The sequence below is a fragment of the Streptomyces sp. ISL-1 genome (assembly GCF_018614585.1).
GTDB lineage: Bacteria > Actinomycetota > Actinomycetes > Streptomycetales > Streptomycetaceae > Streptomyces > Streptomyces maoxianensis.
This window is the reverse complement of sequence record NZ_JAGGOI010000007.1, coordinates 211,885-228,124: the sequence shown is the minus strand read 5'-3', so window position 1 is coordinate 228,124 and position 16,240 is coordinate 211,885. Positions and strand designations below refer to the sequence as shown.

9 protein-coding genes and 1 pseudogene are annotated in these 16,240 nt (G+C 67.6%); 6 read left to right on the top strand and 4 right to left on the bottom strand.

Going from position 1 to position 16,240, the window contains the following annotated elements:
* Positions 1–82: 82 nt before the first annotated feature.
* Together J7E87_RS06375 and J7E87_RS06370 are read left to right on the top strand one after the other, a co-directional pair.
* On the top strand, positions 83–3,856 hold the full coding sequence (locus J7E87_RS06375) for a GH92 family glycosyl hydrolase (protein WP_374195147.1): 3,774 nt from the start codon (positions 83–85) through the stop codon (positions 3,854–3,856).
* Between the two features lie 191 nt (positions 3,857–4,047).
* Positions 4,048–4,980, top strand: coding sequence for a VCBS repeat-containing protein (locus J7E87_RS06370; RefSeq protein WP_251017016.1), 933 nt, complete (start codon positions 4,048–4,050; stop codon positions 4,978–4,980).
* A 182-nt stretch (positions 4,981–5,162) separates the two neighbouring features.
* Here the strand turns inward: J7E87_RS06370 and J7E87_RS06365 are convergent, their stop codons facing one another.
* A complete protein-coding gene (locus J7E87_RS06365; protein WP_215090791.1) occupies positions 5,163–6,761 on the bottom strand; it encodes a trypsin-like serine protease in 1,599 nt (532 codons plus the stop codon).
* A 51-nt stretch (positions 6,762–6,812) separates the two neighbouring features.
* Entirely contained in the window at positions 6,813–7,271 is a 459-nt protein-coding gene (locus J7E87_RS34880) for a hypothetical protein (protein ID WP_308312866.1), read from the bottom strand.
* A 424-nt stretch (positions 7,272–7,695) separates the two neighbouring features.
* Here J7E87_RS34880 and J7E87_RS06355 point away from each other — a divergent pair, with 424 nt between their 5' ends.
* The 3 genes from J7E87_RS06355 to J7E87_RS06345 all read left to right on the top strand — a co-directional run bounded on the left by J7E87_RS06355 (position 7,696) and on the right by J7E87_RS06345 (position 12,069).
* Positions 7,696–11,280, top strand: coding sequence for an ALF repeat-containing protein (locus J7E87_RS06355; RefSeq protein WP_215090790.1), 3,585 nt, complete (start codon positions 7,696–7,698; stop codon positions 11,278–11,280).
* A gap of 7 nt (positions 11,281–11,287) precedes the next feature.
* On the top strand, positions 11,288–11,674 hold the full coding sequence (locus tag J7E87_RS06350) for a hypothetical protein (RefSeq protein WP_215090788.1): 387 nt from the start codon (positions 11,288–11,290) through the stop codon (positions 11,672–11,674).
* 71 nt (positions 11,675–11,745) lie between these two features.
* Complete coding sequence (locus tag J7E87_RS06345; RefSeq protein ID WP_215090786.1) at positions 11,746–12,069, top strand: hypothetical protein; 324 nt, start codon at positions 11,746–11,748, stop codon at positions 12,067–12,069.
* A 455-nt stretch (positions 12,070–12,524) separates the two neighbouring features.
* On the opposite strand, the gene J7E87_RS06340 is transcribed toward J7E87_RS06345, so the two are convergent.
* The gene (locus J7E87_RS06340; protein WP_215090784.1) at positions 12,525–13,007 is read right to left on the bottom strand and encodes a hypothetical protein; all 483 of its coding nucleotides are present in this window, start codon (positions 13,005–13,007) and stop codon (positions 12,525–12,527) included.
* A gap of 84 nt (positions 13,008–13,091) precedes the next feature.
* Between J7E87_RS06340 and J7E87_RS06335 the strand changes: the two are divergent.
* Positions 13,092–13,303 (top strand): annotated as a pseudogene (locus J7E87_RS06335) (hypothetical protein); the annotation flags it as partial.
* Positions 13,304–13,307: 4 nt separating this feature from the next.
* On the opposite strand, the gene acnA reads toward J7E87_RS06335, so the two are convergent.
* Entirely contained in the window at positions 13,308–16,037 is a 2,730-nt protein-coding gene (gene acnA / locus J7E87_RS06330) for an aconitate hydratase AcnA (protein ID WP_215090779.1), read from the bottom strand.
* Between the last annotated feature and the right edge of the window lie 203 nt (positions 16,038–16,240).

The window sequence follows — 16,240 nt, the reverse complement described above, 5'->3', positions numbered from 1 at the left end:
AGGCCCCGGGATGCAGCCCACCCCCACCCCCAGATATCGGCAGAGACGATTCCACGCGGCAGCCCTGGTGGCTGCCGCTTCCATGCTCGTGATGACGGCCCCGTCGGCCGCCTTCGCACTGCCCGCGCCGTCCGCCCAATCCCCCTCGGCGGACCGGGAATTCACCTCGTCCTTCGAGGCGGACGAGCCCCAGCCGGACTGGCGCAATACGGTAGATGTCGGAGCCGATGGACAGAAGCGGTCATCCGGTGTCGACGGCGGATTTTCCAGCGGAATACCAGGCAACATCACCGACAAGGTGATCGAGCTTCGCGCCAGCGACGAGAACACCGGCGCCGGTGAGACCAAGGAGAACCTGGTCGATCTGCAGCCGGGTACCAAGTGGCTGGGGTTCGAGCCCACCGCCTGGATCGAGTTCGACACGGACGAGCCGGTCAAGGTCGTCACATATGCGCTTACTTCGGCGAACGACCATGCCGAGCGCGACCCGAGGGACTGGACCCTCAAGGGCTCGACCGACGGCAAGGAGTGGAAGGTCCTGGACTCCCGCGAGGGCCAGACCTTCGAGAAGCGCTTCGAGACGAAGACATACGACATCGGCGACGGCACGAATGCGACGGCGTACGCCCACTACCGTCTGGAGATCACCAAGAACAACGGCGCCGGCGACGCTACCCAGCTCGCCGATGTGCAGTTCTCCAACGGAGATACGAGCACGCCCACCCCCGACGACATGCGCAGCCAGGTCGACCGCGGACCCGGTGGCTCCCCCACCGCCAAGGCCAATGCGGGCTTCACCGGCAAGCGTGCGCTGAAGTACGCCGGCACTCACAAGCCGGACGGCCGGGCCTACTCGTACAACAAGGTCTTCGACGTCAATACGGCCGTGCTCGGGGACACAGCGCTCTCGTACCGGATCTTCCCGTCCCTGCCGGAGACGGATCTCAACTACCCGGCCACGAATGTGTCGGTGGACCTCGCCTTCACCGATGGCACCTATCTGAGTGACCTGAAGGCCGTCGACTCCCACGGTGGACTGCTGACCCCGCAGGGCCAGGGTGCCGCCAAGCGGCTCTATGTCAACCAGTGGAACCATGTCGCGTCCAGGATCGGCTCGGTCGGGGCCGGCAAGACGGTCGACCGGATCCTGGTGGCGTACGACTCCCCCAAGGGCCCGGCGAAGTTCCAGGGCTGGATCGACGACATCTCACTGGCGCCCAAGGCTCCCGAGAAGAAGCTCGCCCATCTTTCGGACTACGCGTCGACCACCCGCGGCACCAACTCCAGCGGCTCCTTCTCGCGCGGTAACACCTTCCCCGCGACCGCCGTACCGCACGGCTTCAACTTCTGGACGCCGGTGACCAGCGCCGGGTCCAGGAGCTGGCTCTACGAGTACGCGCGCGGCAACAACGCGGACAATCTGCCCACCGTGCAGGCCTTCAGCGCCAGCCATGAGCCGAGTCCCTGGATGGGCGACCGGCAGACCTTCCAGGTGATGCCGTCCGCGGCGGCGGGCACACCGGACACCGACCGCGCCAAGCGCGCCCTGGCCTTCCGGCACGAGAAGGAGACCGCGCGCCCGCACTACTACGGGGTCACCTTCGAGAACGGCCTCAAGGCCGAGATCACCCCGTCCGACCACGCGGCGATGATGCGGTTCACCTATCCCGGTGACGACGCGAGCATCATCTTCGACAACGTCACCAAGGAGGGCGGGCTGACCCTCGATCCGGCCACCCGCTCCTTCACCGGTTTCTCGGACGTCAAGAGCGGACTGTCCACCGGCGCCACCCGGCTCTTCGTGTACGGCGTCTTCGACGCGCCGGTCACCGCGTCGGGCGCCGACGGCGTCAGCGGCCACCTCCGCTTCGACGCGGGCGAGGACCGCGCCGTCGGTCTCCGGCTGGCCACCTCGCTGATCAGCGTCGACCAGGCGAAGAAGAACCTCGCCGACGAGATCCCGGCCGGCACGGGCTTCGAGCGGGTCAAGAACCGGGCGCAGGACGCCTGGGACAAGCTGCTCGGCAAGGTGGAGGTCGAGGGCGCGAACCACGACCAGCTCACCACGCTCTACTCCAGCATGTACCGGCTGTACCTCTATCCCAACTCCGGTTTCGAGAACACCGGCACCACGTCCCGCCCCAAGCACCAGTACGCGAGCCCGTTCTCGCCGATGACCGGACCGGACACCCCGACCCGTACCGGCGCGAAGATCGTCGACGGCAAGGTGTACGTCAACAACGGTTTCTGGGACACCTACCGGACGACCTGGCCGGCGTACTCCTTCCTCACCCCGAAGAAGGCGGGCGAGCTGGTCGACGGCTTCGTCCAGCAGTACAAGGACGGCGGCTGGATCTCCCGCTGGTCCTCGCCCGGCTACGCCGACCTGATGACCGGCACCAGCTCGGACGTGGCCTTCGCCGACGCGTACGTCAAGGGCGTGGACTTCGACGCCGAGGCCGCGTACGAGGCGGCGCTGAAGAACGCGACGGTGGTGCCGCCGAGTTCGGGCGTCGGCCGCAAGGGCATGGAGACCTCGCCGTTCCTCGGCTACGCCTCCACCGAGACCCATGAGGGGCTGTCCTGGTCGCTGGAGGGCTACCTCAACGACTACGGCCTCGCCAAGATGGGCCAGGCCCTCTACAAGAAGACCAAGAAGGCGCGCTATCAGGAGGAGTCGGAGTACTTCCTCAACCGGGCCCGCAACTACATCACTCTCTTCGACTCCAAGGCGGGCTTCTTCCAGGGCCGCGATCTGAAGGGCGACTGGCGGGTCGAGAGCGAGAAGTACGATCCGCGGGTGTGGGGCTACGACTACACCGAGACCAACGGCTGGGGCTATGCCTTCACGGCCCCGCAGGACAGCCGCGGACTCGCCAATCTCTACGGCGGACGCTCCGCGCTCGGCGACAAGCTCGACGGCTACTTCTCCACCCCGGAGACGGCCTCGCCCGAGTTCGTCGGCTCGTACGGCAGCGTCATCCATGAGATGACGGAGGCCCGTGATGTCCGGATGGGCATGTACGGCCACTCCAATCAGGTCGCCCACCACGTCACGTACATGTACAACGCCGCCTCACAGCCCTGGAAGACCCAGGAGAAGGTGCGCGAGGTGCTGTCCCGCCTCTACACCGGCAGCGAGATCGGGCAGGGCTACCACGGCGACGAGGACAACGGCGAGCAGTCGGCCTGGTATCTCTTCTCCGCGCTCGGCTTCTACCCGCTGGTGATGGGCAGTGGCGAGTACACGATCGGCTCGCCGCTCTTCACCAAGGCGACCGTGCATCTGGAGAACGGCCAGGACCTGGTGGTCAAGGCCCCGAAGAACAGTGCGAAGAACATCTACGTCCAAGGTCTGAAGGTGAACGGCATGACCTGGAACTCCACTGCTCTGCCGCATCAGCTCATCGCGCGGGGCGGCACGCTGGAGTTCGCGATGGGCCGGAAGCCGTCCTCCTGGGGTACGGGCAGGAACGCCGCCCCGGTCTCCATCACCCAGGACGACAAGGTGCCTTCACCGCGCCACGATGTGATCACGGCCGGCGGTCCGCTCTTCGACAACGCCTCCGCCACGGAGGCCGCGTTCGAGACGGCGGAGCTGCCGGTGGCGTCGAAGACCCGGGCGGTGCAGTACACCCTCACCTCGTCGGCACGGGCGAAGGCCCCGGCGGGATGGGTGCTGCAGGGTTCGCAGGACGGGACGGTCTGGAAGGACCTCGACAAGCGGTCGGGCCAGTCGTTCGCCTGGGACAGGCAGACGCGCGTCTTCACGGTGGGCACGCCGGGCACGTACGCCAAGTACCGGCTGGTGGCGACGGGTTCGGGGACGCTCGCGGAGGTCGAGCTGCTCTCCTGACGTTACGAGTTCGTCACACAAGTGGACAGGTCCGCATTCGGTTCTTCCGAATGCGGACCTGTTTGTCCCCCTGTAGCCCCCTCCCGGACCCGCTGATTCCCCTTCAAACCCGTTGACTCGTAAAGATGTTGTGCAACGATCCTGATGATCCTGCGATGACCTCATGAGGCACATCGCACCTCATCACCCACATGGAGAACTACGTGGCCAATCTTCCCGGCCGTAAGCGCGGACGCTTCCTGACGCGTCTCGCCGTCGCAGCGACAGCCGCTGCCCTGGTCGGCACCACCGCCGGGTCCGCCGTCGCGGACACGCCCGTGCCCGCCCCGCTGAAGAACGTCGACATCGAAGCCCTGGTGGCCGAGCCGTCGAACGCGCCGGCTGCGGCGCAGGCCGGCACCACCCCGGTGTTCCTCCTCTGGGGTGTGGACAAGAACGCCAGCGCCTACCTCTACGGCCCGAGCGGGACCGGCGGCTTCAACACCCGCGACTACGTCGACACCGGCTGGAACACGGTCAAGCACGTGTCGTCGATCGACCTCAATGGGGACAGCGAGTACGACGGCGTCTGGCTGTGGGACACCGCCGGCTACGTCTACTTCGACGGTGGCACCACCCGCGAGGTGGGCAAGGGCTGGAACATCTACAACCTGGTCCTGTCCCCCAGCAACCTCGGCGGCACCACGCAGGACGACGTCCTGGCCCGGGACAACGCCGGTGCGCTCTGGCTGTACAAGGGCAACCTCAACGGCACCCTGTCCGCGCGTGTGAAGGCCGGCTCCGGCTGGAACATCTACACGCACATCACCGGCAAGGGCGACCTGACCGGCGACGGCCGCGCGGACCTCGTCGCCAAGGACAAGGCCGGCGTGCTGTGGCTGTACAAGGGCACGGGCAACGCCGCCGCACCTTTCTCGGCCCGTACCAAGGTCGGCTCCGGCTGGAACATCTACAACAAGGTCATCGCCAACGGTGACCTGAACCTGGACGGCCGTGCGGACCTCGTCGCGCGCGACGCCGCCGGTGCGATGTGGCTGTACAAGGGCACCGGCAACGCCGGTGCCCCGTTCAGCGCTCGTACCAAGGTCGGCTCCGGCTTCAACATCTACAACAAGCTGTTCTGAGCCGACAACTGCTGATCCAGTAGCTCATACAGAAGGGCCGCATCCCCGTCACCGGAGATGCGGCCCTTCCGCCGTACTGCCGTGCTTAGTTGCGGATCAGGTTCCGCAGCACGTACTGCATGATGCCGCCGCTGCGGTAGTAGTCCGCCTCACGGAGCCGGACCACGTCGCTGCCTGTCGGGTCAGAGGACGTGGTTGTACGTCTGCCAGTTGTCTCTCAACACCGGGGTGGCCGAGCGGGCCCGGAACAGGGCGCTCGCGTCGCCTGTGCCCTCGTAGAAGTATGTCTCGGCGTTGGGGCCGAACGCATACAGGTCGGGCTTGCCATCGACGTTGCCGTCGCCGATGGCGGTGATGTGGGTGTACCCGTTCCAGCCGGGGCCGATCTCCACTGGGGGGCTCAGGGTTCCATCCCCCTTGCCCTGGTAGAGCCAGAGCACACCCGAGGTGTCGCGAGCCACCAGATCGCCGGCCGCGGAACCGGCGATATTGCCCGTCAGGTTGAGCTGGTTGAGGTGCTGCCACCCCGCGAGGCCGATCTTCCTTCTCGGGGCGAAAGGCGCAGGGTCGTCCCCGGTGCCCTCGTAGAGCCAAAGAGCTCCCGCCGCATCTGTGGCGACCAGGTCGGCCTTGCCGTCGCCGGTGAGATCGCCGCCTCCGGCGAGCTGCTGGTAGATCTGCCAGCCGGGGCCGATCTCCGTGCGGGTGGCGAAGGTGCCGTCGCCCTTGCCCTGGTAGAGCCACAGGACCCCGGACGCGTCCCGCGCGACGAGATCGCCTACGCCCGTACCGCCGAAGCCGCCAGAGGCCGGACCGCCGACGGCGCCGACGGCCTCGATCTGGTTGTAGCTGTTCCACTGAGGGCCGATGAGCCGGCGCGGCACGCCTGTGAACCGCTTGTTGAGCAGGTCGTAGCGGGTGTCCTCGAGCCACAGCTGGCCAGAGCTGTCGCGGGCCAGCAGGTCCGGTGAGCCAGTCTCGGTGTAGTCGTGCGGAGCGCCGGGCGCCCTGAGTATCGCGTTGACCCTGATCCAGGCGGCGAGTACAGGTGTGTCGACGCGGGTGCCGATGGCACTCGTGCGGGTCTCGGCCTCGTCAGCGCCGAGGCAACCTCCCTGCCAGGAACGGGTGTTGATACCGACAAGCCGCACTGATCCGCTGGCCTCGCGGAAGGCGGGGCCTCCGGTGTCGCCCTTGCAGACGGCGGCGCCGTCCTTACCAGTGATGGCGACCTCGGTGCCGCTCACCGAGTCCACGGTGAAAGTCCCGGTGTGCAAACGCGGCAGGACCCATTCGTCCTTGGTGCGGCCGTGTCCGGCAACCCGCAGCTCCTCCCCTGCTACGGGTGCGGTCACGCTGAGGGCGACGGGGGTGATGTCGGTGACCGGGCTGGCGAGCTTGGCAAGCACCAGGTCCTGGTCGGCATGCGGACGGAGGTCGACCACGAGACGCACCTGTCCGGTTGTGGTCTTCAGGTCGGTGCGGCCAATGGTGGCGATCGTCCTTAGCGCGGGAACGCCCGCGGGCACGTCAAGGCTTGCGGCCGGGTTGTCGGCGAAGCAGCTGGCGGCGGTGAGCAGCCACGACGAGTTCAGCAGCGCAGCAGAGCAAGCGCGCTTGCTGTCGCCCTCGCCGATGTCCAGCTTCGCGGTGAACGCATAGGTGTTGTCGGCGGCTGGGGTACCGGAGACGGCGTGGACGGGCGTGGTGAGCAGCCCGGCCGCGAGAGTGGTCGCCAGAAGCGCGGTCGTGAATGCCGCGCGTGAACGCTTGGGAGGCACGTGCTATTCCTTAGTCATACCTGTGCGGGAAGAGGACGGGGGAGTCGCGGGTCAGCCGGTAACGCGGATCTCAACCAGGACGGACGCGGCACCGCCGACGGTGCCTTCACCGACCGGTTCGAAGCCGTCCTTGGGCACCTGCACGGTGTTGGTCTCGCCGTTGGCGGTCAGGTCCGCGCTGATGGGGTGCTCCGTGGTCTCCAGGGCGAACACCCGGGGAAGTTCCAGCGTGAGATAACCGGTCGCGGCGGTGGCCTGGAAACAGTAGGTGCCGTCCCGGCCCGCCGAATCATCCTTGACGGTCAACACCTTGATCTGGTTTGCCGTCTGGCCGCACTCGGCCAGCAGAATCTGGCCATCACCTTTCTTCAAAAGGATGCCCTTGTCCGCAAGGATCTGCGCGGCGTTCGGGTATGTGTAGTCCTCGATTGCGAGCGGGGGGATGTCCCCGGCCGGGCGGCTGGCGGGGTCCGAGGACGGGGAGGCCGCGGCAAAGGCGAGGGTGGACACCCCGGCCAGGGAGGCGAGAGTGCCGATGAAGCCGGCAAGCAGGCGCCGACGAAAGCGAGATATCACCGAGGGGTCCTTCCGGGCAGCGCGCGGCGACGCCAAAGCCCGAAAACCCTGTCCCCCCGGAACTCTGCCCCCCGCACAGCTGATTGATAGTCAGAGTGCCGCTGAAGAATAGCCCAACACCCCCAGCCTAGAACGTGTCGCGCGTCACACAGGGAGGGTCTCAGGGTCTGCGGGCGAACAGGTCTATGCACAAGCCGAGTTGACATCTCCTTGCTTCGGCTATGCATCTCGATGACACGGCACTCCCGTCCGCTTATGATCTCGCGTCACCAATATTCGGCAGCGTAACGGTGCCGGTAAACGAGATGAGTGTCTTGTGAAGCGAAGAATCCACGGGCCGGGCATCGCGGGGAGGGCCTTGCATGCGATACGCGCGCTGAGCCTGAGCCTGCTGCCCCTGGCGCTGATCGTGGGCCTGCTGGGCTCCACCCCCGCCGTGGCCGAGGAACCTTCCCTGGACAGCGGGCAGATCGCCGCCTTGGCGGAGGCGACTCCGACCGACCGTGGCCGGGTCGTTGACTACTGGATGGCGGGCGGCCCTGGCGTCAAGGCGGCCGCCGAGGCGGCACTGACCGGCAGCGACGTCGACGTGCAGGCGTTCCTCACGGCCGTGGACGAACTGGCTTTCCAGGACGAGCGGGTGAGCGCTGCCCAGCTTGCCAGCGTCGGCGGTACGGAGGTGCTGACCGCTGCCCGTACGGCTCTCGCGGGAACCCAGGAGGACTTGGAGATCTTCCTCAGCTGGGGCTGGGAGGCTCCGATGGAGCAGGATGACCGGGTCCGGGTGGCCCAGATCATCAGCGCGGGCGGGCCCATCGTGCAGGAGGCCGGGCGCGCCGCACTGAACGGCACGACGGACGACGTCAGGAAGTTCCTCCGAGAGGGGCAGTACACCCAGCGTGAGCAGGACGAGCGGGTACAGCTCGTCCGGATCATCAGCGTGGGCGGCACCAATGTGAAGGCGGCCGGGCGCATCGCGCTGAACGGTAGTGCCGCGGACATCCGGGAGTTCCTGGAGGTCGGCCAGTTTGTCGCGCGCGACAAGGACCAGGAGCACGCCACTGTCGCCCAGCTCGCCGAGCAGGCGAAGGAAGCGGGCAGGCAGGCCGCCAAGGAGACCGAGGCCGCCAAGGCGGAGGCCGCCAAGGCGATCGAGGCTGCACAGCTCGCCAAGGCAGCGGCGCTGAAGGCCGCGTCCGAGGCCGAGGCCGCCAAGGACGACACCGCCAAGGCCGCGCGCGCCGCGAGCCGGGCCGCCAAGGCCGCGTCCCAGGCCGCCGCCGCGGCGCAGCAGGCGATTGACGCGTCCCGCGCCGCGAACAACTCGGCTCGCGTCGCCGCGAATGCCGCCTCCCAGGCGGCCGCTGCGGCGGCCGGTGCCGCCCAGGCGGCATCCCGCGCCCGAAACGCGGCCGCTGATGCAGCGGTGGACGCGAGGAACGCGGATGCCGCGCGTGTGGCCGCCGTTAACGCCCGTAACGCCGCCAAGGGTGCCAATCTCGCCGCCGACGCCGCCGATCAGGCGTCCAAGGCTGCCACTGCCGCCGGAGACGCCGCGCGCTCCGCCGCGGGCGCTGGCGCCAACGCGAACCTCGCCGCCAACGCCGCGATCGAGGCGAGCAACTACGCGGGCGACTCCAGCGCGGCCGCCGCCGAGGCGCGCGCCGCCGCCGCGGCCACCAAGCGCCACGCCGCCGAGGCCAACCGTGCCGCGTCCGCCGCCGAGGCCCTGGCCCGCAAGGCCGCCACGGCCGCGGGCGAGGCGCGCGACGCCGCCAGATCAGCCGCGACGCACGCCAACAACGCAGCCGCGGCAGCCGACGAGGCGGCCGAGCACGCGGGCGATGCCGCCACGGCTGCCGCCAAGTCCACCGCGCACGCCAATGCGGCCACTGAGGCCGCGATGGTGTCGACCAACGTCGTGCTCAAGGCGCAGCAGGTCTACACACTCGCCCGCGAGGTGGAGGCCGAGGAACTGCTGGGCCGTACCAACGCCGGTATCGAGCGCGCCAAGGACCAGAAAGCGGCCGACGCCGCCAGGACCGCCGGGCTGGTCGCACTGGAGCAGGCGGTCAAGGACCGGGACGCCGAGCAGGGTCGGCTGGTGGCCGAGGCCGCCGAGCCCGGAGCCGACCTCAAGGCCGTCGCCGACAAGGGCCGCAAGCTGGCCGTACTGACGATGAAGAACGGCACGGCATGGGGCCGTGCCGCGGCCGAGGCCGCCCTGGCCGGCCCCGACGAGGTTGTCATCGACTACCTGCGCAACGGCTGGAAGACCGCCAAGGAGCAGGACGACCGCTCGTATGTCGAGCGCCTCGCCGAGGAGAGCGAGGTCAAGGAGGTACGCGACGCGGCCGAGGCCGCCCTCGACGGCGACGCCGCCACCATCACCGAGTTCATCAACAATGGCCAGTACCAAGTCGCATCCCAGAGCATGCGGGTCGCCATCGCGCAGACCCTCGACGGCGCCGGACCGATCCTCACCGACGCGGGCAGGAATGCCCTGGACAGCGGCGACCCGAAGAAGTACAGCGAGTTCCTGGTCAAGACGCAGTTCACCGCGCGGACGCAGGACGAGCGGGTCAGGGCGGCCCAGCTGGTCTCCACCGGCGGCCCCGAGGTTAAGTCGGCCGCCCGGATCGCTCTGGAGGGCTCCCCGCAGACACTGCACGCCTTCATCGTCTCCGGCCAGTACAAGGCACAGCGCAAGGACCACCTCGCCGCCACCCACGTGGCCCAGGTCCAGAAACTGATCGCGGACGCAGCGAAGATTGCCGCCACCGCGCAGCAGAACGCCGCAACCGCCCAGAAGGTCGCCGCCCTCGCCCGCAAGGCGGCCGCCGAGGCCAACGAGTGGGCGCAGAAGGCCAGCGCTTCAGCGACCGAGGCACAGGGATACGCCGCCCAGGCCGCTCAGCACGCCAAGGACGCCGAGGCGTCAGCGGCCAGCGCCGCCGCGTCCGCCAAGACCGCACGCAACGCGGCGAACCAGGCCAATATCGCCGCCGACGACGCGGCCAGGTCAGCCGCTGACGCCACCCTCTCCTCGGAGATGGCCCAGGCGTCGGCGTCCAGCGCATGGGTCGCCGCCGACGAGGCACGCAAATCGGCGATCGCCGCGGGCGAGGACGCGGAGGCCGCGCTCAAGGCGGCCACCGAGGCGTTCACCATCGCGGTCAAGAAGCAGCGAGAGGAGGAAGAAGCCCGGCGCAAGGCCGCGATCGAGGCGAAGGAGAATGCGAAGAACGACGCGGGGGCGCGCGCCCGAGAGATGTACCGCTGCGGCCAGGGGTTCGTCCCCTGCGACCCGCAGGGCTTCGCCCGCTGGTGCCAGCACAACGAGATCGAGTGCGACATCCTCTCCATGGGCGACGAGTTCGAAGACGCCATGAACCACCTGTGGGGCGTCACCAAGGAACTCACGGGCCTCAGCGAACTCGAAGCCTGCCTGGACGAGAAGGACTTCGAGCACTGCTCAGGCCTTGCAGCCGACGTCCTCATCGGCGCCAAACTGAAGGCGCTGGAGAAGGCATACGACAGCCTGAAGCTCCTGAAGCGCGGCTGCAACGCTGTCGGCAGGTCCGCCGTCAGGTCCGCCGGAGTGGCGCGGACCGCGCTGACCTCGTCCGCGGACGTTCCGTGCTTCGAGCACAATGTCCCGGGGTTGCCCAGGGACAAGTCGAAGATCCCCGATTCCAGTGACTGCGGCGTATGCGCCCAGCGCATCCGTGACAGCCTGGGAGCCGGCGAGATCATCACCATCAAGCCGGCGGGCCAGCACGGCCTCGGTGGCTACCGGGGGCAGGACAGCTTCTGGTTTGAACACGTCGTGGTCGTGCACAACGGCCGGGTCTATGACGGCTTTACAGGACGAGGCGGTGAGACCATCGCCGAGTACAAGGCCAAGTGGGACTGGCCCGATGTCATCAACTTCGGATTCTAGGAGCCGCGTGGGCGACAAGCAGGTCATCGAACAGCTCCGCGCCAGGCCGGGCATGTACGGCCTGAACGGCACCTACCACCCGACCGCCATGCTCCTGATCGGGTTCGACCTGGCCCGGGACGGCGGCCTGCTGCGGGGCTTCAGGGAGTGGCTGATCGTGCGCAAGGGCGAACGCTCCAGCCTCGTGTGGTACGCGCTCGTGTTTCAGGAGGCACTCCCTGGCGTCAGCCTCCGGAACTGGGGACGTCTGGAGCCGGAGCAGGACCAGCGGGCTGTGGATCATCTCTTCTCACTCGTCCTCGAATTCCTGGACGTACGGGGCGACACTGCGGCACTGGCCCGAATGTACGCGGAATACCACGCGCTGCACGCCCCTGAGAACGAGCAGGAGTAGGGGAGGCAAACCCAGGTGAGGACGCCGCCGCAGTTCCGGCGGCGTCCTCAATTCGGCTTCTGAAGACACCCATGAATGACAAAGAGTTCATCGAGCAGGTTCGTGCCCGGCCGGGAATTTACGGTCTGAACGGTACCTACTATCCGACCGTCACGTTCCTCGTCGGGTTCGACCTGGGCCGCTCCGGCGGCCTGCTGCGCGGGTTCAACGAGTGGCTGGTCGCGCGGAAGGGCGAAGAGACCAGTCTCAACTGGATTGCGCTGATCCTTGAGGAGGCGTTCCCGGACGCCGGGATCCGGCACTGGACGGCACTGGACCGGGAGCAGGAGCGGCACGCCGTCCACCGCCTGTTCTCTCTACTGCTCGAATTCCTGACAGTCCGGGATGCTCAGTAGAGCCCCCGGCGAAAGAGGGCGTCACCAGCAATTCTAGCGGCATCTCCCGCCCTCGCAATCACACGCCACAGACGATTAGCTGAAGACCGCCGACCTGCCTGCCTGTACCCAGGATGGGGTCGTAAGCTGGCCCGGCCGCGGGATCGCCGCGCGCGACCTTCCGCCACTACGACGGGCCGCTGAGTGGCTTCTTGCGCCGCTGTATCTGGCCAAGAACCCGGAGCGTGGGCGCCACGATGACCGTGGCTGCCGCTCCCAAGTAGTCGGTATAGTCCAGAGTCGGCATTGCTGTGAAGGGGACGTCCCATAGCGGCCCGTCGGGAAAGCGAACACTGTCTGGGCACCAGCAAGGTCCAGCTTCCCGAGCAGGAGAGCGCCGAGGACCAGACGCCAGGCCTCGGCGGCCGCCCCGGACCGGCTTGGCCACAGAAGCATCTGGGAGGTCAATCGGTCCGTCAGTTCTCGCAGACCCTTTTCTGCCAGGTCGAGCTGCAGCACAGAGGGCCGGCCAGGCCTGTTGTAGGCCACGAAGGTGGTGTTCGGGCCGACGAAGTAGTTGAGCATGACTGCCTTCGGGCCAGTGACCGAGGCTGCGTCAACTGGTCGCTGCTCGTCCACTTCTTTGCCGTACCGGGCGACCAACTGCTCGGACCAAGTCTGGCTTTGCTGCGCTCGATCAGGTCGAGTGACTGGTCCATCCAGCCGTCCTTCATCACGAGTTCGATCCTGAGCTCAAGCATGAGGCGGTAGGTCTCGAGGGTGCCTTCGTGCTCGGCCTCCTCCACGGCCACTTCCGGCCGGATAGCTTCATACAGTGCTATCCCACGGTCGAGCGCGCCCCTTGCTCGCCTGGCGTCGGAGGTTGCGTAACGTTGCCGGGCCAGCGCATACAACAACGGCCAGTACCAAGTCGCATCCCAGAGCATGCGGGTCGCCATCGCGCAGACCCTCGACGGCGCCGGGCCGATCCTCACTGAAGCGGGCAGGAATGCCCTGGATACCGGCGACCCGAAGAAGTACAGCGAGTTCTGTTCACGCAGTGGTTCCCGTCCAACCCATTCCGGAGCAGGCCGGGCCGGAGATCCTGCTCACCCGGCTGTCCGCGGACGGCACGGAGGTGGACGCGGAGCTGTGGATCCCAGCGTGCGGACCTCGGCGGGCCGAGCAGCGACGAGGGCCGCACCCCAGTGACGGGGGTGCGGCCCTTTGTCGTGCTGCCCTTTCGGGTGCCTGACCGATTACTTGCGGATCAGGTTCCGCAGCACGTACTGCATGATGCCGCCGTTGCGGTAGTAGTCCGCCTCACCCGGGGTGTCGATACGGACGACCGCGTCGAACTCCACACCCGTGTCGGTCGTGACCTTGACTGTGCGCGGCGTGGTGCCGTTGTTCAGCTCGGTCACGCCGGTGAAGGAGAAGGCCTCCTCGCCGGTCAGACCCAGGGACTCGGCGGACGCGCCCTCCGGGTACTGCAGCGGCAGGACGCCCATGCCGATGAGGTTCGAGCGGTGGATGCGCTCGTACGACTCGGCGATGACGGCCTTGACGCCGAGCAGCGCGGTGCCCTTGGCGGCCCAGTCGCGGGACGATCCCGAGCCGTACTCCTTGCCCGCCAGGATGACCAGCGGGATGCCGGCGGCCTGGTAGTTCTGCGAGGCGTCGTAGATGAAGACGACCGGGGCGCCGTCGACGGTGAAGTCGCGGGTGTAGCCGCCCTCCGTGCCCGGCGCGATCTGGTTGCGCAGACGGATGTTGGCGAAGGTGCCGCGGATCATCACCTCGTGGTTGCCTCGGCGCGAGCCGTACGAGTTGAAGTCGCGACGCTGCACGGCGTGCTCAGTGAGGTACTTGCCGGCCGGGGTGTCGGCCTTGATCGCACCGGCCGGGGAGATGTGGTCGGTGGTGACCGAGTCGCCCAGCTTGGCGAGCACGCGGGCGTCGGCGATGTCCGAGACCGGGGTGGTCTCCATCGTCATGCCCTCGAAGTACGGGGGCTTGCGCACGTAGGTGGACTGCGGGTCCCACTCGAAGGTGTTGCCGGTCGGGATCGACAGCGCCTGCCACTGCGCGTCGCCCGCGAAGACGTCCTGGTAGGACTTGTTGAACATGTCCTCGCCGATGGAGTTGGCCACCACCTCGTTGACCTCGGCCTCGGTGGGCCAGATGTCCTGCAGGTAGACCGGCTTGCCGTCCTGGTCGGTGCCCAGCGCGTCCTTGGTGATGTCCACCTTCATGGAGCCCGCGATGGCGTACGCGACGACCAGCGGCGGGGAGGCCAGGTAGTTCATCTTGACGTCGGGGTTGATCCGGCCCTCGAAGTTACGGTTGCCGGAGAGCACCGAGGTCACGGCCAGGTCGTGGTCGTTGACCGCCTTGGAGACCTCGTCCGGCAGCGGGCCGGAGTTGCCGATGCAGGTGGTGCAGCCGTAGCCGACGAGGTTGAAGCCGACCTTGTCGAGGTAGGGGGTCAGGCCCGCCTTGTCGAAGTAGTCGGTCACAACCTTTGAACCCGGCGCCAGGGTCGTCTTCACCCACGGCTTGCGGGTGAGGCCCTTCTCGACCGCCTTCTTGGCCACCAGCGCGGCGGCGACCATGACGTACGGGTTCGAGGTGTTGGTGCAGGAGGTGATCGCGGCGACGGTGACGGCGCCGTGGTCGATCTCGTACGTCGAACCGTCGGGGGCGGTGACCAGCGTCGGCCGGGTCGGCACACCGTCGGTGGCGGCCGGGGCGTCGGAGGCCGGGAAGGACTCCTTGCCCGCCTCGTCGTCGTCCTCGACGTAGTTGCGAACATCCTGCGAGAACTGGTACGCGGCCTCGGCGAGCACGATGCGGTCCTGCGGACGCTTCGGGCCGGCGATCGACGGGACGACCGTCGACAGGTCGAGCTCGAGCTTCTCGGAGAAGTCGGGCTCCGCGGCCGGGTCGAGCCAGAGGCCCTGCTCCTTGGCGTACGCCTCTACAAGCGCGACCTGCTGCTCGCTGCGGCCGGTCAGCTTCAGGTACTTGAGGGTCTCGTCGTCGATCGGGAAGATCGCGGCGGTGGAGCCGAACTCCGGCGACATGTTGCCGATGGTGGCGCGGTTCGCGAGCGAGGTGGCGGCGACGCCCTCACCGTAGAACTCGACGAACTTGCCGACGACGCCGTGCTTGCGCAGCATCTCGGTGATGGTGAGGACGAGGTCCGTGGCGGTGGTGCCCGGCTTGAGCTCACCGGTCAGCTTGAAGCCGACGACGCGCGGGATGAGCATGGAGACCGGCTGGCCGAGCATCGCGGCCTCGGCCTCGATGCCGCCGACGCCCCAGCCCAGCACGCCGAGGCCGTTGACCATGGTGGTGTGCGAGTCGGTGCCGACGAGGGTGTCGGGGTAGGCCTGGCCACCCCGGACCATGACCGTGCGGGCAAGGTGCTCGATGTTGACCTGGTGGACGATGCCGGTGCCCGGGGGGACGACCTTGAACTCGTCGAAGGCGGTCTGGCCCCAGCGCAGGAACTGGTAGCGCTCCTTGTTGCGGCCGTACTCCAGCTCGACGTTCTGGGCGAAGGCCTCGTTGGTGCCGAACTTGTCGGCGATGACGGAGTGGTCGATGACCAGCTCGGCCGGGGCGAGCGGGTTGATCTTCGCCGGGTCGCCGCCGAGCTCCTTGACGGCCTCACGCATGGTGGCGAGGTCCACGACGCAGGGCACACCGGTGAAGTCCTGCATGATCACGCGGGCCGGCGTGAACTGGATCTCCTGGCTGGGCTGCGCCTGGGAGTCCCAGCCGCTGAGCGCCCTGATGTGGTCGGCGGTGATGTTCGCGCCGTCCTCGGTGCGGAGCAGGTTCTCCAGCAGCACCTTCAGGCTGTAAGGGAGGCGCGCGGAGCCCTCGACCTTGTCCAGCTTGAAGATCTCGTACGACTCGTCGCCCACGCGCAGCGTGCTGCGGGCGTCGAAGCTGTTCGCCGACACGACAGTCTCCTTCATCAATGTGCGCGTACTACCTCAATGCTGCCGCCACGACTTCTCGCCGATCCGCTAAGGTAAGACTTAGTTAGGTAACCCTTATCGGACGGCGGCTGCGGTACGCCTTCGGCAGATATCTCGATGTCGAGATAACTCTAGTACATGACCGCTTCCCGGTCATGCCCGGACCTCGACCGGTCCCTGTACCTCGACGTACCGATACA